The sequence below is a fragment of the Streptomyces sp. NPDC043896 genome (assembly GCF_056435605.1).
The window spans coordinates 1-22314 of sequence record NZ_JBWKEE010000009.1 but is presented as its reverse complement, the minus strand read 5'-3'; the positions used below and the strand labels follow the sequence as shown (position 1 = coordinate 22314).

At 72.3% G+C, this 22314-nt stretch carries 24 protein-coding genes; 12 read left to right on the top strand and 12 right to left on the bottom strand.

Going from position 1 to position 22314, the window contains the following annotated elements; translation table 11 throughout:
• Window positions 1-83 precede the first annotated feature (83 nt).
• Window positions 84-749, top strand: coding sequence for a snapalysin (gene snpA, locus AC069X_RS15210; protein WP_478728823.1), 666 nt, complete (start codon window positions 84-86; stop codon window positions 747-749).
• Between the two features lie 50 nt (window positions 750-799).
• Here the strand turns inward: snpA and AC069X_RS15205 are convergent, their stop codons facing one another.
• From AC069X_RS15205 to AC069X_RS15185, 5 genes are all read right to left on the bottom strand, one after another.
• Complete coding sequence (locus AC069X_RS15205; protein ID WP_478728822.1) at window positions 800-997, bottom strand: hypothetical protein; 198 nt, start codon at window positions 995-997, stop codon at window positions 800-802.
• A gap of 83 nt (window positions 998-1080) precedes the next feature.
• Window positions 1081-1665, bottom strand: coding sequence for a dihydrofolate reductase family protein (locus tag AC069X_RS15200; RefSeq protein WP_478728820.1), 585 nt, complete (start codon window positions 1663-1665; stop codon window positions 1081-1083).
• A 98-nt stretch (window positions 1666-1763) separates the two neighbouring features.
• Window positions 1764-2366: a GNAT family N-acetyltransferase gene (locus tag AC069X_RS15195; RefSeq protein WP_478728818.1), complete on the bottom strand. Its 603-nt coding sequence runs from the start codon at window positions 2364-2366 to the stop codon at window positions 1764-1766.
• Window positions 2367-2515: 149 nt separating this feature from the next.
• Window positions 2516-3562 (bottom strand): family 2 encapsulin nanocompartment cargo protein polyprenyl transferase, encoded by a 1047-nt coding sequence (locus AC069X_RS15190; RefSeq protein ID WP_478728816.1) that lies wholly within the window; start codon window positions 3560-3562, stop codon window positions 2516-2518.
• Window positions 3562-4968, bottom strand: coding sequence for a family 2B encapsulin nanocompartment shell protein (locus AC069X_RS15185; RefSeq protein ID WP_478728814.1), 1407 nt, complete (start codon window positions 4966-4968; stop codon window positions 3562-3564). Before AC069X_RS15185 ends, AC069X_RS15190 begins: the two co-directional genes overlap by 1 nt.
• A 226-nt stretch (window positions 4969-5194) precedes the next feature.
• Here AC069X_RS15185 and AC069X_RS15180 point away from each other — a divergent pair, with 226 nt between their 5' ends.
• The 4 genes from AC069X_RS15180 (at window position 5195) to AC069X_RS15165 (ending at window position 8634) form a co-directional block, all read left to right on the top strand.
• A complete protein-coding gene (locus AC069X_RS15180; RefSeq protein WP_478728812.1) occupies window positions 5195-5644 on the top strand; it encodes an RrF2 family transcriptional regulator in 450 nt (149 codons plus the stop codon).
• A 102-nt stretch (window positions 5645-5746) separates the two neighbouring features.
• Window positions 5747-6943, top strand: coding sequence for a globin domain-containing protein (locus tag AC069X_RS15175; RefSeq protein WP_478728810.1), 1197 nt, complete (start codon window positions 5747-5749; stop codon window positions 6941-6943).
• A gap of 92 nt (window positions 6944-7035) precedes the next feature.
• Window positions 7036-7626, top strand: a complete 591-nt coding sequence (locus AC069X_RS15170) for an N-acetylmuramoyl-L-alanine amidase (RefSeq protein WP_478728808.1) — start codon at window positions 7036-7038, stop codon at window positions 7624-7626.
• A gap of 114 nt (window positions 7627-7740) precedes the next feature.
• Window positions 7741-8634: a 1-aminocyclopropane-1-carboxylate deaminase/D-cysteine desulfhydrase gene (locus AC069X_RS15165; RefSeq protein ID WP_478728806.1), complete on the top strand. Its 894-nt coding sequence runs from the start codon at window positions 7741-7743 to the stop codon at window positions 8632-8634.
• A 6-nt stretch (window positions 8635-8640) separates the two neighbouring features.
• Here AC069X_RS15165 and AC069X_RS15160 read toward each other — a convergent pair whose 3' ends face one another.
• A complete protein-coding gene (locus AC069X_RS15160) occupies window positions 8641-10224 on the bottom strand; it encodes a Na+/H+ antiporter (protein WP_478728804.1) in 1584 nt (527 codons plus the stop codon).
• A gap of 65 nt (window positions 10225-10289) precedes the next feature.
• On the opposite strand from AC069X_RS15160, the gene AC069X_RS15155 reads away from it, so the two are divergent.
• The 3 genes from AC069X_RS15155 (at window position 10290) to AC069X_RS15145 (ending at window position 12215) form a co-directional block, all read left to right on the top strand.
• A complete protein-coding gene (locus AC069X_RS15155) occupies window positions 10290-10550 on the top strand; it encodes a UBP-type zinc finger domain-containing protein (RefSeq protein ID WP_470974557.1) in 261 nt (86 codons plus the stop codon).
• A gap of 256 nt (window positions 10551-10806) precedes the next feature.
• On the top strand, window positions 10807-11220 hold the full coding sequence (locus AC069X_RS15150) for an ATP-binding protein (RefSeq protein WP_478728802.1): 414 nt from the start codon (window positions 10807-10809) through the stop codon (window positions 11218-11220).
• 17 nt (window positions 11221-11237) lie between these two features.
• Entirely contained in the window at window positions 11238-12215 is a 978-nt protein-coding gene (locus AC069X_RS15145; protein ID WP_478728800.1) for an RNA polymerase sigma factor SigF, read from the top strand.
• Between the two features lie 25 nt (window positions 12216-12240).
• Here the strand turns inward: AC069X_RS15145 and AC069X_RS15140 are convergent, their stop codons facing one another.
• Window positions 12241-12684, bottom strand: a complete 444-nt coding sequence (locus AC069X_RS15140) for a hypothetical protein (RefSeq protein ID WP_478728799.1) — start codon at window positions 12682-12684, stop codon at window positions 12241-12243.
• Window positions 12685-12768: 84 nt separating this feature from the next.
• On the opposite strand from AC069X_RS15140, the gene AC069X_RS15135 reads away from it, so the two are divergent.
• Together AC069X_RS15135 and AC069X_RS15130 are read left to right on the top strand one after the other, a co-directional pair.
• A complete protein-coding gene (locus tag AC069X_RS15135) occupies window positions 12769-13734 on the top strand; it encodes a diacylglycerol/lipid kinase family protein (RefSeq protein WP_478728797.1) in 966 nt (321 codons plus the stop codon).
• 320 nt (window positions 13735-14054) lie between these two features.
• Window positions 14055-14312 carry a WhiB family transcriptional regulator gene (locus AC069X_RS15130; RefSeq protein WP_004937597.1) on the top strand — a complete coding sequence of 86 codons (258 nt, stop codon included), beginning with the start codon at window positions 14055-14057 and terminating at the stop codon, window positions 14310-14312.
• 160 nt (window positions 14313-14472) lie between these two features.
• Here the strand turns inward: AC069X_RS15130 and AC069X_RS15125 are convergent, their stop codons facing one another.
• On the bottom strand, window positions 14473-15942 hold the full coding sequence (locus AC069X_RS15125) for a sensor histidine kinase (RefSeq protein WP_478728795.1): 1470 nt from the start codon (window positions 15940-15942) through the stop codon (window positions 14473-14475).
• Window positions 15943-16299: 357 nt separating this feature from the next.
• Window positions 16300-16896 carry a TetR/AcrR family transcriptional regulator gene (locus AC069X_RS15120; protein WP_478728793.1) on the bottom strand — a complete coding sequence of 199 codons (597 nt, stop codon included), beginning with the start codon at window positions 16894-16896 and terminating at the stop codon, window positions 16300-16302.
• Between the two features lie 86 nt (window positions 16897-16982).
• On the opposite strand from AC069X_RS15120, the gene AC069X_RS15115 reads away from it, so the two are divergent.
• Both AC069X_RS15115 and nagB read left to right on the top strand, forming a co-directional pair.
• Entirely contained in the window at window positions 16983-17744 is a 762-nt protein-coding gene (locus AC069X_RS15115; RefSeq protein WP_478728791.1) for an SDR family oxidoreductase, read from the top strand.
• A 142-nt stretch (window positions 17745-17886) separates the two neighbouring features.
• Window positions 17887-18672, top strand: coding sequence for a glucosamine-6-phosphate deaminase (gene nagB, locus AC069X_RS15110; protein WP_478728789.1), 786 nt, complete (start codon window positions 17887-17889; stop codon window positions 18670-18672).
• Between the two features lie 64 nt (window positions 18673-18736).
• Here nagB and AC069X_RS15105 read toward each other — a convergent pair whose 3' ends face one another.
• Genes AC069X_RS15105 through AC069X_RS15095 form a run of 3 tightly spaced genes read right to left on the bottom strand, consistent with a single transcriptional unit; the run spans window position 18737 to window position 22130 of the window.
• Entirely contained in the window at window positions 18737-20230 is a 1494-nt protein-coding gene (locus AC069X_RS15105) for a glycoside hydrolase family 3 protein (RefSeq protein ID WP_478728787.1), read from the bottom strand.
• Window positions 20231-20235: 5 nt separating this feature from the next.
• Window positions 20236-21072, bottom strand: coding sequence for a carbohydrate ABC transporter permease (locus AC069X_RS15100; protein ID WP_478729244.1), 837 nt, complete (start codon window positions 21070-21072; stop codon window positions 20236-20238).
• A 35-nt stretch (window positions 21073-21107) separates the two neighbouring features.
• Window positions 21108-22130, bottom strand: coding sequence for a carbohydrate ABC transporter permease (locus AC069X_RS15095; RefSeq protein ID WP_478728785.1), 1023 nt, complete (start codon window positions 22128-22130; stop codon window positions 21108-21110).
• Between the last annotated feature and the right edge of the window lie 184 nt (window positions 22131-22314).

The following is a 22314-nucleotide window of genomic DNA, read 5'->3' as shown; positions in this document are numbered from 1 at the left end:
GCAGGCCCCATGGGCTCCCGCAGACTCCGGTACCGGACGACCCATCCACCCCCCACCGCACCTGCCGAGTAGGAGCCCCCCACATGCGCCACTCCCGTAGGACCATGCTGTCCGCCGCCACCGTCGGCCTCGGTGTCGCCGCCGCCCTCGGCGGCGTCGTCCCCACCGCCGGGGCAGCGCCCGCCGCCCCCGCCGGCACCCCGGCGAGCTACGCCGCGTACGAGCGCTCCCCGGAGAACGAGGCCGCCAACCGGGCGTTCTTCGAGGCCGTGAAGCGTTCGGTGGCCGAGCAGCGGGCCGCGAACCCGGGCGCGCTCGCCGTGACCGTCACCTACAACACCCGCAACGCCCCGAGCTTCCGTACCCAGATAGCCAACTCGACCCGGATCTGGAACAGCTCGGTCACCAACGTGAAGCTCCAGGAGGTGTCCTCGGGCGGGAACTTCTCGTACCGCGAGGGCAACGACTCCCGTGGCTCGTACGCGAGCACGGACGGTCACGGCCGGGGCTACATCTTCCTGGACTACCGGCAGAACCAGCAGTACAACTCCACCCGCGTGACGTCGCACGAGACGGGTCACGTGCTGGGGCTGCCGGACCACTACTCCGGTCCGTGCAGCGAGCTGATGTCGGGCGGCGGCCCGGGCACCTCGTGCACGAACGCCACCCCGAACAGCGCCGAGCGGACGCGCGTCAACCAGCTGTGGGCCAACGGCTTCGCCGCCTCGGGCCTGGACGCGAAGAACTAGCCCGGGGCGCGGGGCCCGGCCCCCAGGCCGTGTCTTCTGGAAGACACGGCCTAGCCCACGGGGACGTACAGGGCGCAGTCCGGGTTCCGGCAGGGACCCGGGCTCCACTCGGGAATGAAGATCCCCAGGGACTTGCGCCGTCGGAGCACCGTCTCCACGGCACGCCCGCAGGCCGGACACGTCTGCTGCTCGTGTCCGGCCCGCGGGGCGACCGTCCCGCGCTCGCGCTGCTGCTCTTCACCGGCCATACCTCTACGGTAGGCCGGTTTCGCACGTTTTGACGTGATCGGCGTGACGCGGCCCGCGGGACGCGGCCGGCCCGGCGCGGCGGTCAGCGCTTGACGTCGTACGAGGTGACGACCTGGCCGCCGCCGAGGGTGGTGCAGCCGGTCAGCTCCAGGGAGCGCACCCCGAAGCCGGCCCGGGACATCGGCATGCCGCTCCCGACGACGACGGGGTAGGTCTTGATGACGTACTCGTCGATCTCGTCCACCAGCTGGGCCGCGAGGTCGGCGCCGCCGCACAGCCAGATGCCGAGCCCGTCCCGTGCCTTCATCTCGCGCACGTGGGCCACGAGGTCACCGCTGATGAGCCGGATCTGCGGGTCCGGCGGGGTGGTGAGGCTGCGCGAGACGACGTACTGCTCGCGCATGTGGCCGTAGGGGCTGGGCAGGCCCGCCTTGAGGCCGGGCTCGTAGGTGTTGCGGCCCATGATCACCGCGTCGAAGTGCTTGGGCGCGGCGTCCGCGATGCCGAGCTGTTCGCGCCCCGCGGCGGAGATCGTCTCGGGGTACTCGGCCGCCAGGTGGCCGACGAACTCCGGGTCCAGGTAGCCGTAGATGAAATCGGCATCGCCGTCCGGGTCTCCGATGAAGCCGTCGACGGTGGTGGCGATGAAGTACGTGAGCTTGCGCAAGCGATCCTCTTCCGTTCGGGCGTGCCGCCGCTCCGGAGCACGTCAGTGAAAGTACTTCAGATGAAGTGATTTGCCAACCCCCTTCCGGGAGCCGGCGTTCAGCCCCGCGGCTTGCGCCACATGGGCCACATCAGCGGCCCGTCCGGCAGCCGCACCGCCTCACCCGTGAACTCCCACCCGAGCCGCTCGTACAACCCCTTGCTCCGCTCGCTGCTCGCCTCCAGGTAGGCCGGGAGCCCCTCCCGGTCGCAGCGCTCCAGCACCGGCCGCATCAGCTCCGTGCCCAGCCCCTCGCCCTGCCGCCCGGGCGCGACCGCGATCATCAGCAGGTACTCGTGCTCCTCGGCGGTGGGGTGCACCTCCCCCGTGAGCCGCCCGACCAGCTCGCACCGCTCGTTGTCCGGGTCGGCGACCGCCCGCATCCTCGCCGGGACGTCGTCCTCGGGGGCCCCGCCCCCGTGCTCCCCCGCCGGGACCCGCAGCCACAGCGCGGCGGCCGAGCCGTCCGCGGCGAGATCGATCCGGCCCCCGGCCAGCGCCTCGTCCACGAAGACCCCGAGGAACTTCCCGTGCACGGCCGCCCGGTGCTCCGGATCGGGGAAGACCCAGCTGCTCACCGGGTCGTCACGGAAGGCCTCGTCCAGCAGGCGCGCGACCGCGTCCCGGTCCGACTGATCCGCCTGACGTATCTCCAGCACCACGGGACACACCCTTCACTCACAGGTCAACTACCGCGAGTGATCCTAGAGTTGCCCCGCCCGGTCCTGGCCACGCGGTCGGGAAAAGGCCTGTTCCGGCGCCCCGCAGCGCCGGAACGGACCCGTCCGCGACAACGCTCGCCTGGCGGACGCTACTTCGTGCGCCGCGTGACGAACTCCGCGAGCGCCAGCAGCCCGCCCGCCGCCGCGAGGTCGGGTACCGCCCGGGACAGCTCCTGCACCGCCCGGCCCATCCGGTCGGCGGCGTGGGCCTGCGCCCAGTCGCGGCCGCCGGCCCGCTCCACGGCGCGGGCGGCCCGGGGCACGTCGTCCTCCGTGACCGGGCCCGCGTACAGGAGGGCCAGCTCCTCCCCGGCGCCGGTCCCCGAGGTGAGGGCGGCCACGACCGGGAGGGACTTCTTGCGGGCGAGCAGATCGGCCCCGGCGGGCTTGCCGGTGTGCCCGGGGTCGCCCCAGATGCCGATCAGGTCGTCGATCAGCTGGAAGGCCAGGCCGGCCTCCCGGCCGAAGGCGTCCATCGCCTCGACCTCCTCCGGCCCGGCCCCCGCGTACAGCGCGCCCAGCGCGCAGGCGCAGCCGAGGAGGGCCCCGGTCTTGGCCGCGGCCATGGTCAGGCACTCGTCGAGCGAGACGTGCTCCCGCTCCTCGAAGGCGCAGTCCGCCTGCTGTCCCTCGCACAGCTCGACGACGCAGGCCGCGAGGCGGGCGGAGGCCGCCGCCGAGGCCGGGTGCGGGTCCTCGGCGAGCAGCCGGAGCGCGAGGGCCATCATGGCGTCGCCCGCGAGGATCGCGTCCGCCGTGCCGAAGACGGTCCAGGCGGTGGGCCGGCCGCGGCGGCGGACGTCGCGGTCGATGATGTCGTCGTGCAGCAGCGTGAAGTTGTGCGCGAGCTCCACGGCGGCCGCGGCCCGTACGGCGTTCCCGGCGGCCTCCCCCGACGCCCCCAGGGCCCGCGCCGAGGCGAGCACGAGCGCCGGCCGGATGGCCTTGCCCGCGCCGCCCGCCGCCGGGCCGCCGTCCTCGTCCTCCCACCCGAAGTGGTACATCGCCACCCGGCGCATCCCGCCGGGCAGGCTCTCGACGGCCCGGCGCAGCTCCGGGTCGACGGTTTCCCTCGTGTCCTCCAGCAGGATCGCCGCTTCCTGCCCCTCGCCCGTGACGACGGTGTCGGCCGCCATCAGTACCGGCGGCCGATCTCGACGTTCTCCAGGACACCGAGGGCGTCCGGGACCAGGACGGCCGCGGAGAAGTAGGCGGTGACCAGGTAGGAGATGACCGCCTGCTCGTCGATCCCCATGAAGCGCACGGACGTGCCGGGCTCGATCTCGTCGGGGATGCCGGTCTGGTGGAGGCCGATGACGCCCTGCTCCTCCTCGCCGGTGCGCATGCACAGGATGGAGGTCGTCCGGGTGCCGCTGACCGGGATCTTGGTGGAGGGGAAGATCGGTACGCCCCGCCAGGCGGTCACCCGGGTGCCGGCGACGTCGACCGTGTCCGGGTAGAGGCCGCGCCTGTTGCACTCGCGGCCGAAGGCGGCGATGGCCTCGGGGTGCGCGAGGAACAGCGTGGAGTCGCGCCGCATGCTGAGCAGGGCGTCGAAGTCGTCCGGGGTGGGGGCGCCGTCGTGGGGCTGGATGCGCTGGTCGTAGTCGGCGTTGTGGAGCAGCCCGAATTCGGGGTTGTTGAGCAGCTCGTGTTCCTGGCGCTCGCGCAGCGCCTCGACGGTGAGCCGGAGCTGCTGCTCGGTCTGGTTCATCGGGTGGTTGTAGAGGTCGGCGACGCGGGTGTGGACGCGCAGGACCGTTTGTGCAAGGGAGAGTTCGTACTCGCGCGGCCGCGTCTCGTAGTCGACGAAGGTGCCGGGGAGGACGGCCTCGCCGACGTGTCCGGCGGAGAGGTCGATGGCGGCCTCGCCGTACGGGTTGGTGCGCCGCTCGGGCCGGGTGCGTACGCGCTCCACGTGCGCCCGCAGCGAGCCGGCCCGGTCGGCGAGGAGCCGGAAGTCCTGGGCGGACAGCACGAGGGCGGTGCCGGCGGTGGCGGCGCGGGCGGTGTACTCCCAGATGGCGCCCTCTTCGGCGAGGGCGGCGTCACCGAAGTACGCGCCGTCGGCGACGGTCCGCAGGACCGCGTCCTCCCCGTAGGGGCCGGGGCCGACCTGTTCGACGCGACCGTGGGCGAGCAGGAAGACCTCGTCGGCGGGGCTGCCGAAGGAGGTGAGTTCCTGGCCGGCCTCGAAGTCGATCTGGCGGCAGCGCGCGGCGAGTTCGGTGAGGACCTCCTCGTCCTCGTAGCCGCGCAGCAGCGGAAGCTCGCCGAGCTCCGCCGGGATGACCTGGACCTGGGAGCCCGTCTTGACGAACTCCACGACGCCGTTGCCGACGGAGTGGCTGAGGCGGCGGTTGACCCGGTAGGTGCCGCCGTGCACGGAGACCCACGGGAGCGTCTTCAGCAGCCACCGCGAGGTGATCTCCTGCATCTGCGGCACGGACTTGGTCGTGGTTGCCAAGTTCCGGGCCGCCGCGGTCCCGAGACTGCTTTGCGTTGTCCGGGATTCTGCTTCGGAACCTGCCTGGACCGACATGTCTTTCCCTTCGATCACTCCATGGGTCTGCGGGACGGAAGCCTTCCAGTGCGCCGCGTGACGGGGCCACTACACGAACGGGTGGGACTGGCTCCGGGCGGCAGGGGCATGCTCAAAGGTTCAACCGCTTCACATTTCCTCCCTGGGACCTGACCGGTTCCGGCCATCCCGCGCGCCGGGGAGCTCATAATTTGTATCTGCGATGCCAGTTTTCTACCCTGGGGTCATGCGGCTGACGCGATTCACGGACCTGGCGCTGCGCGTGCTCATGCGCCTGGCCGTCGAGGACACGGACCTCCCCACCACCCGCGAGGTGGCGGCGAGCATGGAGGTCCCCTACACCCACACCGCGAAGGTGGTCGCCAGGCTGCAGCATCTCGGACTGGTCGAGGCGCGGCGCGGCCGCGGCGGCGGGCTCGCGCTCACCGCCGCCGGGCGCACCGCCTCGGTGGGCACAGTGGTGCGCGAGCTGGAGGGCGCGGGCGACGTCGTGGACTGCGAGGGCGCCAGCCCGTGCCCGCTGCGCGGGGCCTGCGTCCTGCGCGGGGCGCTGCGCCGGGCCCAGGAGGCGTTCTTCGCCGCCCTGGACCCGCTGACGGTGGAAGAGCTGGTGGCGGCCCCCACGGGGCCCTTGCTGCTGGGCCTGTCGGGCACCGCCGGCCGAGTGGCCGATTGACCACACCCCCCGGGCCCGCCTTCGAACGGATCTCCGTATGGCGGCGGGCCCCGCCACACCCTTTAATACGAATCTGAAGTACCAATTAAGCGAGGAGCCGCCATGCTGTCGGAGAAGTCGACCGCGACCGTACGCGCCACCCTGCCCGCCGTCGGGGCCGCCATCACGGACATCACGGAGCTGTTCTACGCGAAGCTCTTCGCGGCCCACCCGGCCCTGCTCCGGGACCTGTTCAACCGGGGCAACCAGAACGCCGGGCTCCAGAAGCAGGCCCTGGCCGGTTCCATCGCCGCCTTCGCCACCCACCTCGTGGAGCACCCGGACACCCGCCCGGACGTGATGCTGAACCGCATCGCCCACAAGCACGCCTCCCTCGGCGTCACCCGCGAGCAGTACCCGGTGGTCCACCGGCACCTGTTCGAGGCGATCGCGGAGGTCCTCGGCGAGGCCGTCACCCCCGAGGTCGCGCACGCCTGGGACGAGGTCTACTGGCTGATGGCGAACGCCCTGATCGCCATCGAGGAGCGGCTCTACGCCGAACAGCAGGTCGTCGCCGGGGACGTCTGGCGGGAGTGGACGGTCGCCGCGCGGGTCGAGGAGACGGCCGACTGCGCCACCTTCCACCTCGTCCCCGCCGACGGCGCCCCCGCGCCCCGCTTCAAGCCCGGGCAGTACGTCTCGGTGCAGGTCGAACTGCCCGACGGAGCCCGCCAGATCCGCCAGTACAGCCTCTCCAGCTCCCCCGGCTCCCCCGTCCGCGCGATCACCGTCAAGCGCGTCCACGGCCCGGCCGCCGGCGGCCCCGACGGCGAGGTCTCCCGCCACCTCCACACCCGGGTCCGCGCCGGCGACACCCTGCGCGTCTCCGCCCCGTACGGCGACCTGGTCCTCCAGGACCCGGGCACGCCCGTGCTGCTCGCCTCCGCCGGGATCGGCTGCACCCCGATGCTGTCGATGCTGGAGCACCTGGCCGACACCGGGCACGCCGCCCCGGTCACGGTGGTGCACGCCGACCGCAGCCCCGCGGACCACGCCCTGCGCTCGGACCACCGCGCCCTGACCCACAAGCTCGCCGACGCCTCGGCCCGTTTCTGGTACGAGTCCGGGGCCGAGGCCGGCGACGCCACCGGGCTCGTCGACCTCACCGCCGTCCCGGTCGCCCCCGGCACCCGCGCGTACCTGTGCGGGCCGCTCCCCTTCATGCGGTCGGTGCGCGCCCAGCTGATCGCCAAGGGCGTCCCGGCGGCCGACATCCACTACGAGGTCTTCGGGCCGGACCTGTGGCTGGCCTCGGCGTGACGGCTGGCCGAATCCGGCCCTAGCCACGGAAGGGCCGCCTCCACTACACCGTTGAGTGACGGAACGAACACACACGGTGAAAGGAGGCGGCCATGGCCCCACCCATGTCCGCGGACCGCTTCATCCAGGCACTGCGCGCCGAGGGCCTGACCGTCGTGGAAGTGGGCGCCTGGCGCACCCGCAACCGCAACCACAAGGGCCCCTGGGGGCCGGTGCACGGGGTGATGATCCACCACACCGTCACCAACGGCACCGCGTACACCGTGGACCTCTGCCGCAACGGCGACGCCGCCCTCCCCGGCCCCCTCTGCCACGGCGTCATCACCAAGGACGGCCGGGTCCACCTCGTCGGCTACGGCCGCACCAACCACGCCGGAGCCGGCGACTCCGACGTGCTGGCGGCCGTGATCGCCGAGAAGCGGCTGCCCGCCGACCACGAGGCCGACACCGACGGCAACCGGCACTTCTACGGCTTCGAGTGCGAGAACCTCGGCAACGGCCACGACCCCTGGCCCGCCGTCCAGCTCGACGCCATCGTCCGCGCGGCCGCCGCCGTCTGCCGGGTCCACGGCTGGGGCGCCCGCTCGGTCCTCGGGCACCTCGAATGGCAGCCCGGCAAGATCGACCCCCGGGGCTTCACCATGGCCTGGCTCCGCGACCGCGTCGCCGACCGCCTCAAGTGATCGCACCGGTCGACCGGCCGGCCCCCGCCGGACGCCCTCTCCCCGGCCCGGGCGCGCGAGCGCGCCGGGCCCCACACCCCTCCATCACCCCGCGCCTGCCCTGACAATGGGCCGGTGACCCACCCCGAACTGCGCCCCCGCCCGCCGTCCCCCCTCGTCGAGGCGGCCGACGAGCGCTTCGGCGCGCACGGGGTGCGCCTCCTCCTCAAGCGGGACGACCTGGTCCACCCGCGGCTGCCCGGCAACAAGTGGCGCAAGCTCGCGCCCAACCTCCGGGCGGCCCTGGACGCCGGCCACCGCGGGCTCGCCACCTTCGGCGGCGCCTACTCCAACCACCTCCGGGCCACGGCGGCCGCCGGGCGGCTGCTCGGCCTGGAGACGGTCGGCATCGTACGGGGCGACGAGCTCGCCGGCCGCCCCCTCAACGACTCCCTCGCCCGCTGCGCGGCCGACGGCATGCGGCTGCACTTCGTCACCCGCTCCGAGTACCGCGCCAAGGCCGACCCCGGGACCCGGGACCGCCTCCTGGCCGCCGCCGGCGCCGTCGGGGCGTACGTGGTCCCCGAGGGCGGCAGCAACGCCCTCGCCCTCACGGGCTGCGCGGAACTCGGCCGCGAGCTGCGCGGCACCTGCGACGTGGCCGCGGTGGCCTGCGGCACGGGCGGCACCCTGGCCGGCCTCGCGGCGGGCCTGGCCCCGGGCCAGCGGGCGCTGGGCGTGCCGGTGCTCGCCGGGGGCTTCCTGGGCGCGGAGATACGTTCCCTCCAGGCCCTGGCCTTCGGCGGCCCGGCCGGCGACTGGACCCTGGCGGAGGGCTTCGACCACGGCGGCTACGCCCGCGTCCCCGAGCCCCTGGAGGCCTTCGCCGCCGACTTCGAGTCCCGGCACGGCGTCCCGGTGGAGCGGATCTACGTCGCGAAGCTCCTCTGGGCCCTGCACGCCCTGACCGTCTCCGGGGCGTTCCCGCGCGGCTCGACCGTCACGGCCGTGATCACCGGCGCGCCCTGACCCGCCTCAGCCCGACTCCTCCCGGTACGCGGCGGCCTCCTCCAGGTCCAGCCGGCGGAGCAGGCCGCGGAGCATCTCGTCGTCGATGCGGCGGCGGTCGCGCAGCGAGACGAAGACCTCGCGTTCCGCCTCGATCATCTCCCGCGCCAGCCGCCGGTAGACGTCGTCGGCCGACTCCCCCGTCAGCGGGTTGACCTCTCCCAGCCGCTCCCACACCGCGTTGCGCCGCCGCTCCAGGACCGTCCGCAGCCGGTCCGCCAGCGGCGGCGGCAGCGAGCTGTTCGCCGGGTCCTCCAGCAGCTCCGCGAGCCGGTCCTCCGCCGCCCGCGAGGCCTCGCTCTGCGCCTGGGCCTCCGCGAGGGTCTCCGCCCGGGCGTCCCTCGGCGGCAGCCTCAGCGCCCGGATCAGCGGCGGCAGGGTCAGCCCCTGCACGACCAGCGTCCCGATCACGGTGGTGAACGTCAGGAACAGGATCAGGTTCCGGTGCGGCACCTCCATCGGCACGGAGAAGGCGATCGCCAGCGAGACCACGCCCCGCATCCCGGCCCAGCCCACGATCGTCGGGGACTTCCAGTCGGTGTCGGGCTCCCGGTGCCGGATCCGCTCCGACACCCACCTCGGCACGAAGGTCGCGGGGAACACCCACACGAACCGCGCCACCACCACCGCCAGGAACACCGCCACGGCGTACCAGGCCGCGGCCGCGCCCTCGTACTCCCCGAGTCCCTTGAGGACCACCGGCAGCTGGAGCCCGATCAGCGCGAACACCACCGACTCCAGCACGAAGGCGACCACCCGCCACACGGCCTCCTCCTGGAGCCGCGTCGCGAAGTCGACCTGCCAGTTCCGGTGCCCCAGGTACAGCGCGACGACCACCACCGCCAGCACCCCCGAGGCGTGCACCCGCTCCGCCGCCGCGTACGCCACGAACGGGATGAGCAGCGACAGGGTGTTCTGGAGCAGCGGCTCCCGCAGCCGCTTGCGCAGCCAGTGGATGGGGACCATCAGCAGCAGGCCCACCCCGACCCCGCCCACCGAGGCCAGCAGGAACTCCGCGACCCCGCCCGCCCAGCCGGCGCTCAGCCCGACCGCGGCGGCCAGCGCCACCTTGTAGGCGGTGATGGCGGTGGCGTCGTTCACCAGGGACTCGCCCTGCAGGATGGTCGTCATCCGGTTCGGCAGCCCCAGCCGCCGCGCGATCGCCGTGGCCGCGACCGCGTCCGGCGGGGCGATCACCGCGCCCAGCACCAGCGCCACGGGCAGCGACAGCCCCGGCACCACCAGGTACGCGAGGTAGCCGACCGCGAGCGTCGCGAAGAGCACGTACCCCACCGACAGCAGGGCGATCGGCCGTACGTTGGCCCGCAGGTCCAGGTACGAGCTGTCCACGGCCGCGGTGTGCAGCAGCGGCGGGAGCAGCAGCGGCAGCACGATGTGCGGGTCCAGGGCGTACGAGGGCACCCCGGGCACGTACGCGGCGATCAGCCCCGCCGCGACCAGCAGCAGCGGCGCCGGCACGGGGGTGCGCCGGGCCGCCCCCGCCACGGCGGCGCTCCCGGCGACCAGCGCCACCAGCGGCAATACCTCCATCGAAGATCCATCCCCATCCGTCGTCGCCGATGTCGCGCCCGGACCCTGGCCGTAACCTGGCCATCATGAGCGAGTGCACCCACGTTGCCGAACTGCCGCGCCCCGAACCCGTCCCGCATGCGCTGACCTGCCCGGAATGTGAAGCGCTCGGGAGCCATCCCGTACAGCTGCGGATGTGCCTCGGCTGCGGGTACGTGGGGTGCTGCGATTCCTCGCCCCACCGGCACGCCACCGCCCACCACCAGGAGTCCGGGCACCCGGTGATGCGGAGCTTCGAGCCGGGCGAGACCTGGCGCTGGTGTTTCGTCGACGGTTCGATCGTCTGAGGACGGTTCCTCGACCACGCGAAGCCGAAGGTTCGATCGGCTGGAGCGGGGTAGGTCAACCCTCCGCCGGTTCCCCCGAATTGGGCCCGCAGACCCCTAGCCACTGTGCGTACTCATGGGCTTACCATCAGTCACCGCACTCGGCGGGGTCGGCCCGGTCGCTCCCAGCGGGCGCCATGAGGGGTGCCGCGACACGATCGCCCGGATCGCGATAGCGTCACCGGCGAACAGAGCTCGTACCACCTTGGAGGTGAGGGTGTCCCAGATCGCAGGCGAGCCCGGGACCCAGGACTTCGTCGAAGTCCGGCTGCCGGCTGCGGGTGCCTACCTGTCGGTGCTGCGAACGGCCACGGCCGGACTCGCGGCACGGTTGGACTTCACCCTCGACGAGATCGAGGACCTCCGCATCGCGGTGGACGAGGCCTGCGCGATCCTGCTCCAGCAGGCCGTGCCGGGCTCCGTCCTCAGCTGCGTCTTCCGGCTGATCGACGATTCGCTGGAAGTGACCGTCTCCGCCCCGACCACGGACGGGCGGGCGCCGGAGCGCGACACGTTCGCGTGGACGGTCCTGTCGGCGCTGGCCGGCAAGGTCGAGGCGACGGTCGAGGACGACAAGACAGTGAGCATCAGCCTCTACAAACAGCGCGGCGCGGGGCCAGGCCCGGCGTGAGCGGCGGGGAGATCCCGGTGCGGGGCGGGGATCGGCCCCGGGTGAGGCACGAGGTCGACGGCGGCATCCCGGAGCAGCAGCACGCCCGGCCGCACCCGGCTGACGCGGATGCGGAAGACGGCTTTTTGGACTCGGCGGAGCGACGGGCGGGCCCTATGAGCGAGAACCAGCACGACCAACCACTGCCACCGGAGGCCGAGGCCCCGGAGGTGCCGGACGCGCCCGTGGCGCTGCCGGATCCGCGGGACCGCAGCGGCGCGCGGTCCCTGTTCTTCGAGCTGCGGCAGCTGCCCGAGGGGTCACCCGAGCGGGCGGAGCTGCGCAACCGGCTGGTCCGGATGCACCTGCCGCTGGTCGAGCACCTGGCGCGGCGGTTCCGCAACCGCGGTGAGCCGCTGGACGACCTGACCCAGGTCGCCACCATCGGCCTGATCAAGTCGGTGGACCGGTTCGACCCGGACCGCGGGGTCGAGTTCTCCACGTACGCCACGCCCACCGTGGTGGGCGAGATCAAGCGGCACTTCCGCGACAAGGGCTGGGCCGTACGGGTCCCGCGGCGCCTGCAGGAGCTGCGGCTCTCGCTGACGACGGCCACGGCCGAGCTGTCCCAGCAGCACGGCCGGTCCCCGACGGTGCACGAGCTGGCCGAGCGGCTCGGCATCTCCGAGGAGGAGGTGCTGGAGGGGCTGGAGTCCGCGAACGCCTACAGCACGCTCTCCCTCGACGTGCCAGACACCGACGACGAGTCGCCGGCGGTCGCGGACACCCTGGGCTCGGAGGACGAGGCACTGGAGGGCGTGGAGTACCGCGAGTCCCTCAAGCCGCTGCTGGAGGGACTGCCCCCGAGGGAGAAGCGGATCCTGCTGCTGCGCTTCTTCGGCAACATGACCCAGTCACAGATCGCGCAGGAGGTCGGCATCTCGCAGATGCACGTGTCCCGGCTGCTGGCCCGCACCCTGGCCCAGCTCCGGGAGAAGCTGCTCGTCGAGGAGTAGCCGGGGCGGAGCCCCCGGCGGTGGGCTATCGGGCCTGGTCCCCGGGTCCGATGCCCAGCGCCTCGGTGGCCGTCGGGTTCACCAGCAGCGCGGCGACCGCCACCGCGGCCAGGGCCAGGGCCACCGCGGCGGCGGTCATCGCCCCGCCGGTGGTCCACAGGGTCCAGGCGACGGGCATCGCCATCAGCTGGGTGATCAGTGCCGGGCCGCGGCTCCAGCGGCGGCCCAGGCGCAGCCCGCGCGCCGCGACCAGCGGGAGCGCGGCGAGGGCGAGCAGGGTCAGCCCCCCGGTCTCGGCCTGCTGCGGGGAGTCGGGGTCGCCGGCGACGCCGACGAACAGCATGTAGACGCCGAGGCCGGCCAGGGCCAGGCCCTCCAGCGCGGTCAGTGCTGCGGCGGCGGTCAGCCGGCCCGGCAGTCCTGCGGGCTCGGGGGCGGCGGGGGCTTGGGGGGTCGGCTTCTTGCTCACCCCAGCAGGGTAGCCGCGTACCGCGGGGCCCTGACGGTACGGTCGGTATGGGCCGCATGTGGAGGGGTGGGTACTCTGGCGACCATGCGTGCTCTTCTCGTGGCCAACCCTGCAGCGACGACCACCAGCGCGCGCACGCGCGACGTCCTGACCCATGCCCTGGCCAGCGAGATGAAGCTGGAGGCGGTGACCACCGAGTACCGGGGCCACGCCCGCGACCTCGGGCGCCGGGCCGCGCGGGAGGGTTTCGACCTGGTGGTGGCGCTGGGCGGCGACGGCACCGTGAACGAGGTCGTGAACGGTCTGCTGCACGAGGGCCCCGATCCGGAGCGGCTGCCGGGGCTGGCCGTGGTCCCGGGCGGTTCGACGAACGTGTTCGCCCGCGCGCTCGGGCTGCCGAACGACTCGGTCGAGGCGACGGGCGCCCTGCTGGACGCGCTGCGGGAGAAGCGCGAGCGGACGGTGGGCCTGGGGCTCGCGTCCGGCACCCCGGGCAGCGACGACGAGTCGGTGCCCGAGCGCTGGTTCACCTTCTGCGCCGGCTTCGGTTTCGACGCGGGGGTGGTGGGGCGGGTCGAGCAGCAGCGGGAACGCGGAAAGCGTTCGACCCACGCGCTCTACGTCCGGCAGCTGATGCGCCAATTCTGGGAAGAGCCGAACAGGCGGCACGGCACGATCACGCTGCAGCAGCCCGGCGCGGAGCCGGTGCAGGATCTGGTGCTGTCGATAGTCTGCAACACCTCTCCGTGGACGTACCTGGGCAACCGGCCCCTGTACGCCTCTCCGGAGGCCTCTTTCGACACCGCACTTGACGTATTGGCGCTGGACCGTTTGTCAACTCCGGCCGTCGCCCGGTACGCGACACAGCTCCTGACCTCGACTCCTGAGCGCGGTCCGCACGGCAAGCACGCGGTGTCTCTGCACGATCTGACGGACTTCACCTTGCATTCGAAGGTTCCGCTCCCTTTCCAGATGGACGGGGATCACCTCGGACTGCGTACCAGCGTTCGGTTCACAGGCGTACGCCGTGCACTGCGTGTGATTGTGTGAGTGGAAGGGCCCAAAGTCCTTTCAGTCGAACGTTTACACGCCAGTCCACCCCCAGGAACTAGGGCTGTGACCTAGTAGACACCGACGAATCCAAAAAAACTTTCCGGAAGGGGTTGTATCCCCGTCCGAGGTTTGCGAATCTCTACATGGCGATCGGGACAGCCCGCAGAACCCGGCACCCACACAGAGCGCCAGAACCCCACCACGAATCTTCGGACCGCACCAGGCAACTGGGCGTCGGCCCTTCCCTCACGGGGGGATTCGTGAAAGCGTTCACATTCACAAGCAACCTGCCCGCAATACAAGGAGATGGAGCAGCCATGGACTGGCGTCACAACGCCGTTTGCCGCGAGGAAGACCCCGAGCTCTTCTTCCCCATCGGCAACACCGGTCCTGCGCTGCTGCAGATCGAGGAAGCCAAGGCCGTCTGCCGCCGTTGCCCCGTCATGGAGCAGTGCCTGCAGTGGGCGCTCGAGTCCGGCCAGGACTCCGGCGTCTGGGGCGGTCTCAGCGAGGACGAGCGCCGCGCCATGAAGCGCCGCGCCGCTCGCAATCGGGCGCGCAACGCCACCGCCTGACATCGACTTTCGAGCCTCGAGCCGCAGCGCGTAGTACCCGTATAAGCGCTCAGCAACGTGCTCTTGAGCCCCGGCCCGGGAAACTTCCGGTCCGGGGCTCAGTGCTGTGCCGAGCAGGGCACGAAGAAGGCCCGTCACGCTGAGTGACGGGCCCTTTCGATTACTTCTGGGGGCTGGCGGGGACGTCGAGGACGACCCTGGTGCCGCGCGGCTCGGCCCGGACCATGTCGAAGGTGCCGCCGAGCTCGCCCTCCACGAGGGTCCGGACGATCTGCAGTCCGAGGTTGCCGGCCCGCTGGGGGTCGAAGCCCTCGGGCAGCCCGCACCCGTCGTCGACGACGGTGATCAGCAGCCGGGAGTCCTTGCGGCCGGTGCCGGAGCGGCTCGCCGACACCTCCACGGTGCCGCCCTCCCCGTGGGTGAAGGCGTGCTCCAGGGCGTTCTGGAGGACCTCGGTCAGCACCATCGACAGCGGAGTGGCGACCTCCGCGTCCAGGATCCCGAACCGGCCGAGGCGCCGGCACTCGACCCGGCCGGGCGAGATCTCGGCCACCATCGCGATCACGCGGTCGGCGATCTCGTCGAACTCGACCCGCTCGTCGAGGTTCTGGGAAAGGGTCTCGTGCACGATCGCGATCGACCCGACGCGGCGCACCGCCTCGTTGAGCGCCTCGCGGGCCTGCGGCGAATCCATGCGGCGGCCCTGGAGCCGCAGGAGCGCGGCCACGGTCTGGAGGTTGTTCTTCACCCGGTGGTGGATCTCCCGGATGGTCGCGTCCTTGGTGATCAGTTCACGTTCGCGACGGCGCAGTTCGGTGACGTCGCGGCACAGGACGAGGGAGCCGATCCGGGTCCCCTTGGGCTTGAGCGGGATGGCGCGCAGCTGGATGACGCCGCCGTTGCCCTCGACCTCGGTCTCGCGCGGGGCCCAGCCGCTGGCGAGCTTGACGAGCGCCTCGTCCACCGGGCCCCGGGAGGGGGCGAGTTCGGCGGTGGTGGTGCCCAGGTGCTGGCCCACCAGGTCGGCGGCGAGGCCGAGGCGGTGGTAGGCGGAGAGGGCGTTGGGGGACGCGTACGTCACCACGCCGTCGGCGTCGAGGCGGATCAGGCCGTCGCCGACGCGCGGGGAGGCGTCCATGTCGACCTGCTGGCCGGGGAAGGGGAACGCGCCCGCGGCGATCATCTGGGCGAGGTCGGAGGCGGACTGGAGGTAGGTCAGCTCCAGACGGCTCGGTGTACGCACGGTGAGCAGGTTGGTGTTCCGCGCGATCACTCCGAGTACGCGGCCCTCGCGGCGGACGGGAATCGACTCGACGCGGACCGGCACCTCCTCGCGCCACTCCGGGTCGCCCTCGCGCACGATCCGGCCCTCGTCGAGGGCGGCGTCGAGGAGCGGGCGGCGGCCGCGGGGCACCAGGTGGCCGACCATGTCGTCCTGGTAGGAGGTCGGGCCGGTGTTGGGCCGCATCTGCGCGACGGAGACGTACCGGGTGCCGTCGAGGGTGGGGACCCAGAGCACGAGGTCGGCGAAGGAGAGGTCGGAGAGCAGCTGCCACTCCGAGACCAGCAGATGCAGCCACTCCAGGTCGGTTTCACCGAGAGCGGTGTGCTGGCGTACGAGGTCGTTCATGGAGGGCACCTTGCGAGCGTACCCCGGGTACGGGGATGACTTTCCCCACCACGAATACTCAGGAGTATCCAGGAAGCCCCCACTCCGCGTACTGTTGGAGGAAGTGACGGGTCAGTAGACCCCGCGATTGGATGGACAGGACAGATTGGTCTAGTCCACAATTGTGTTACTGCTTCCGCCCTCCCCGCACAGGAGGACGGATCGAGGTGGCCACGCGTTCTGCCCTGACCGCGCGGGTGCCTCCAACGGCCGCCGGGCACCGCACACCCTACGGCCGTGAGTACTCCGGGCTACGGTGCCGGACGGGTTGAGGGTCCCGTCCTGCACCGTGGCCCAGAGGAACCCCTCCGGTGCGGATCACTTCGCCGGCCAGGCCAGCAGCGCCCGCTCGGCGACCGCCTCCAGCTCCTCCCGGCTCGCGCCGTCGCGCGACTGCTGCGACATCCCCTGGAGCACCGCCCCGGCGAAGCGCGCGAGCGCCCGCGCGTCCGTGCCGGCCGGCAGCTCGCCGCTCGCGATGTCGGCCCTGATCCTGCTCTCGAACTGCTCAAGGTTGGCGTTGCGGCGCGCGCGCAGGGCCTCGGCCACCTCCTCCGAGGTGGTGTTGGCGGCCGCGCTGATCACCATGCAGCCCGGCGGGTGGGCGGGGTCGGTGTAGATCTCGGCCGCCTCGCGCAGGATGCGGCCGATGGCCGCGGCGGCGGTGGGCTCCTCGGCGAGCGCCACGCTCGCGAAGTCCCCGTAGCGGCTGCCGTAGACCACCACGACCTCGTCGAAGAGCTTGCGCTTGTCGCCGAAGGCCGCGTAGAGGCTGGGCGCGCCGATGCCCAGGTTGCGGGTCAGGTCCGCGATGGACGTGGTCTCGTAGCCCTGCTCCCAGAAGGTGAGCATCGCCTTGTCGAGGGCGGCGGCCCGGTCGAAGGAGCGGGGCCTGCCGCGCTGTCCTGTCACCATGGGCGTCATTCTATAGCGGTCGCTAGGGAATCTGGTACGGTCCCTTTCTGTAGCGACCGCTAGCAAATTATGGAGGGGGGCGCGTCATGGGCGTGCTCAAGGGGAAGACGGCACTGGTCACGGGCGGCAGCCGGGGCATCGGGAGGGCCGTCGCCGAGCGCCTGGCACGCGACGGGGCGCTGGTCGCGGTGCACTACGGGCGCAACGCCGCGGCGGCGGAGGAGACCGTCGCGGCGATCCGCGGCGCGGGCGGCCGGGCCTTCGCCCTCGGCGCGGAGCTCGGGATCCCGGGGGACGCGCAGGCGCTCTGGGCGGCGTACGAGGCCCACCCCGAGCACACCGAGCGGGTGGACGTCCTGGTGAACAACGCCGGGGCGGCGACCTTCGCGGGCATCGGGGAGACGGACGAGGAGACCTTCCAGCGGGTGCAGGCGCTGAACGCGCAGGCGCCGTTCTTCGTCATCAAGCACGGGCTGGAGCGACTGGCCGACGGCGGGCGGATCGTGAACGTGACGGGCACCCCGGACATCGCACTGCCGGCCATCCTGGCCACGGTCATGGCCAAGGGCGCGGTGAACGCCCTGACGGTGTCCCTGGCCGCCGCGCTCGCGCCGCGCGGGATCACGGTGAACTCGGTGGGCCCCGGCATCACCGAGACCGAGCTGAACGCCGCCTGGCTGGCCGACCCGGCGGCCCGGGCGCACGCCGCCTCCCGGTCGGTCTTCAACCGGGTGGGCACGGCTGCGGAGGTCGCCGACGTGGTGGCCTTCCTGGCCTCGCCGGACTCCCGGTGGGTCACCGGCCAGCACCTGGACGCGACGGGCGGACTCCAGCTGGCGCTGCTGTGACCGGCCCCGTTCCCGGCCCCCCGCCAACCGGGCGGGGGGCCGGGAACGGGGGGACGATGGATGCGGCGGAGTACCGCCATCCGGGGGCCCGCTCTGCTAGATTGGTCTATACCACCACACCACTCAGATCGGCAGGCCCAGCGTGGAAGTTGTCATCGTCCCGGACGCCAAGGCAGGCGGCGAGCTCATCGCGGAGGCCATGGCCGCCCTGGTACGCCGCAAGCCCGACGCCCTGCTCGGCGTGGCGACCGGCTCCACCCCACTGCCCGTCTACGAAGCCCTCGCGGCCAAGGTCAAGGCGGGCGAGGTCGACGCCTCCAAGGCCCGTGTCTGCCAGCTCGACGAGTACGTCGGCCTGCCGGCCGGGCACCCGGAGTCCTACCGCGCGGTCGTCCTCCGCGAGGTCGTGGAGCCCCTCGGCCTGCCCGAGTCCTCCTTCATGGGACCCGACGGCTCCGCCGAGGACGTCCAGGCCGCCTGCGAGGCCTACGACCGGGCGCTCGCCGCCGCCGGCGGGGTGGACCTCCAGCTGCTGGGCATCGGCACCGACGGGCACATCGGCTTCAACGAGCCCTGCTCCTCCCTGGCGTCCCGCACCCGCATCAAGACGCTGACGGAGCAGACCCGCGTGGACAACGCGCGCTTCTTCGAGGACGACATCGAGCAGGTGCCGCACCACGTCATCACCCAGGGCATCGGCACCATCCTCGACGCCCGCCACCTGGTCCTGCTGGCCACCGGCGAGGGCAAGGCCGAGGCCGTCGCGCAGACCGTCGAGGGCCCGCTGTCCGCGCTGGTCCCGGCCTCCGCGCTCCAGCTGCACCGGCACGCGACCGTCGTGGTGGACGAGGCGGCCGCCTCCAAGCTGAAGCTGGCCGACTACTTCCGCCACACCTACGCGAACAAGCCCTCCTGGCAGGGCCTGTAGCCGCCGGCCGCGCAGACACGTGAAGGCCGGGCCCCCCTCCACGGGGGCCCGGCCTTCACGTGTCTCAGGCGCGGCCGGCGATGACCTCGGCGGCGGCCCGCCCGCACACGCGGGAGGCTCCGTGCGTGGCGACGTACAGCGCCCCGCGCGGCTCGGCGCGCGGCAGGCCCATCTCCACGACCACGGTGTCCGGCCGGGCCGCTACCAGCGCGTCGAGGATCCGGGTCATCCACGGGTGGCGGTGCGCGTCGCGGACCACGGCGACGACGGTGCGCTCCCCCGCGGCCGCGAGGACCTCCTCGGCCGCGGAACCCTCGGGGTAGACGCCCGAGAGCGTCCCCGGGACCAGCTCGGCCAGCTCCGCGGCCACCCCCCACGGTGTCTCGTCGCCGACCGCGATGTTCGCGACGGGCGCGAGCGTGGCGACGTACGGGGCGGAGACCGGGGCCGACGCGCCGGAGACGACCACCGCGCGGCGGGCCGCCGTCAGACCGATGCCGGACGCGCCGCTCCCCTCCCGCGGCGCGTCCGGCCGGGACCGCAGGGTCCAGTCGGCGAGGGCGCGCACCCGGGCCGCGGCGTCGGCGAGCCGCTCCTCGGGGAGCACGCCCTCGCGTACGGCGGCGACCAGCGCGTCACGCAGACGCAGCACGGTCGCCTCGTCGGCGAGGCCTCCGCCGACGCAGATGGCGTCGGCGCCGGCCGCGATGGCGAGCACCGAGCCGCGCTCGATGCCGTACGTCCCGGCGATGGCGTTCATCTCCATGCCGTCGGTGACGATGAGGCCCTCGTAGCCCAGCTCCTTGCGCAGCAGACCGGTGAGGATCTGCGGGCTGAGGGTGGCGGGACGGGTCGGGTCGAGGGCGGGCACCAGGATGTGGGCGCTCATGACGGCCTGGGTGCCGGCCTCGATGGCCGCCTTGAACGGGACCAGCTCGCGGGCCTGGAGGGTGTCCAGGTCGACGTCGATGCGGGGCAGCGCGTGGTGCGAGTCGACGTTGGTGTCGCCGTGGCCGGGGAAGTGCTTGGTGCAGGCGGCGACGCCGGCGGCCTGGAGGCCCTCGACGTAGGCGGCGGTGTGCCGGGCGGCGAGCGCGGTGTCGGCGCCGAAGGAGCGGACGCCGATGACCGGGTTGTCGGGGTTGGAGTTGACGTCCGCGGACGGGGCCCAGTTGAGGTTGACCCCGCACTCGGCGAGGCGCCGGCCCATCTCGCGGGCGACCTCGCGGGTCAGGGCGGTGTCGTCGACGGCGCCGAGGGCCAGGTTCCCGGGGAAGGACGAGCCGCCCCGGACCTCCAGGCGGGTGACGTCGCCGCCCTCCTCGTCGATGGCGACGAGCACGCCCTCCCGTACGTCCCTCAGCTGCGCGGTGAGCGCGGCGAGCTGCTCCGGGGAGGCGATGTTGCGGCCGAAGAGGCCGACGGAGGCGAGGCCGGCGCCGATCTGGCGCAGCAGCCAGGCGGGGGCGGTGGTGCCCTCGAAGCCGGGCTGGAGGACCGCGAGGGCGTCACGGGTGAGACCGTCGGACGCGGTCGGGGGGTGCGCAAGGATCGTCATGGCCGTTATCCCTTCACGGCGCCGGAGGTCATGCCGCCGACGGCCTTGCGCTGGAGGAAGATGAAGATCACCAGGACCGGGATCGCGAAGATCGAGGACGCGGCCATGGTGGCGCCCCAGTCGTTGCCGAAGGCGGTCTTGAACTGGGTCAGCCACAGGGGCAGGGTCTGGGCGGTCTTCTCCTTGTTGAGGATCAGGACCATCGCGAACTCGTTCCAGGCGGTGATGAAGCCGAAGAGCGAGGTGGACATCAGGCCCGGGGCCAGCAACGGGAAGATCACCTTGCGGAAGGCCTGGCCGCGCGTGCAGCCGTCGATCTGGGCGGCCTCCTCCAGGGTCACCGGGACGGCGGCGATGAAGCCGCGCAGGGTCCAGATGGTGAAGGGGAGGACCATCGCGAAGTAGATCGCGGTGAGCAGGCCGATGCTGTTCAGCATCTCGCCGTCGCGGGCGATCATGTACATCGCGATGACCATGACCTCCCAGGGGGCCATCTGGGCCATCATCACGCCGAGTACGAGGCCCTTGCGGCCCTTGAACTGCATGCGGGCGATCGCGAAGCTCGCCGCGAGGGCGACCAGCAGGGCCAGCAGGACGGCGCCCACGGTGACCACGAGGCTGTTGGTGACGTAGGTCCAGAAGTTGTCGACGCCGGTGGCCTTGGAGAAGTTGTCCAGCGTCGGGGTGAAGACGAAGACCGGGTCCTTGGTGAGGATCTCGCCGTTCGGCTTGAGGGCCGAGGAGAACATCCAGTAGACCGGGAAGACGAAGACCAGGGCCAGGAGCACCGCGCCCAGGTTCTTGGCGACGGTCGCGGGGCGCAGCGGCCGCCGGGTGCGCAGCTGCTGTGCGGGCTCGTTCGGGGCGGTGGTGGTGCTCACTGCTCCTCCTCCTGCTTCAGGATCAGGCGGAAGTAGAAGGACATGACGACCAGCAGGATCAGGATCGTCAGGACGGAGATCGCGGCGGCGAGGCCGTAGTGGGCCTGGCTCTGGCCCTCGACGTAGGCGAAGACCGGGAGGATCTCGGAGGCGCGGTCCGGGCCGCCCTTGTTCATGGCGTAGACCTGCGTGAAGGCCTTGAAGACCCAGATCACCTCAAGGAAGGTGGTGACCAGGAAGAAGGGGCGCAGGTTCGGGAAGACGACCCGCCAGAAGGTCTGCCAGCCGTTGGCGCCGTCCATGCGGGCGGCCTCGTACAGCTCGGCGCCGACCGTGGTGAGGCCGGCGTACATGTTGAGGGCGACGAAGGGGATGGAGCCCCAGACGACCACGAGCGTGACGATCGTCATGGTGGACAGGCCGGTCTCGAACCAGTTGTGCTGCTCGTAGCCGGAGAAGCCGATCGTGCGCATCACCCAGTTCATGACGCCGAACTGCTCGTCGAACAGCCAGTAGAAGACCTGGACGGAGGCGACGATCGGCATGGCCCAGGCCATCACCAGCGCCATCGACAGGACCAGGCGCATCCACTTGCCGAGGCGGTTCAGCAGGATGCCGATGAGGCTGCCGATCGCCATGATCAGCACGACGTTGGCGAAGGTGAAGGCGAAGCTGCGGACGACGACGGTCCAGAAGGTCGAGTCGCCGAGCAGCTGGGTGTAGTTGTCGAGTCCCGCGAAGGGGTACTTCCGCTGGATGAACTCGATCTTGTTGATGTCCTGGAAGGACAGGATCACGTTCTTGATCAGCGGGTACAGCAGGAGGAGCGCGAGGCCGGCCACGGCGGGCAGCACCAGCAGGTAGGGCAGCCACCCCGAGGGGAGCGACTTTCTGCCTCCGCGAGGAGACGTATCACTGGGGCCGGCCTTGGCGGCGGGTGCCTGCGGCGGCCGTCCGGCGGACGTGTGTGGTGCGTCCTGTGGAGCGCTGGTCGTCGCTCCCTGGGAGTGCACGGTCATGGGTTGGCTTCCTCGCGGTTGACTGTGGAGTCAAATGCGCGACCGGGGGTGGGGGGGGGGGGGGGGGGGGGGGGGGGGGGGGGGGGGGAGGGGGGAGGGGGGGGGGGGGGGGGGGGGGGGGGGGGGGGGGGGGGGGGGGGGGGGGGGGGGGGGGGGGGGGGGGGGGGGGGGGGGGGGGGGGGGG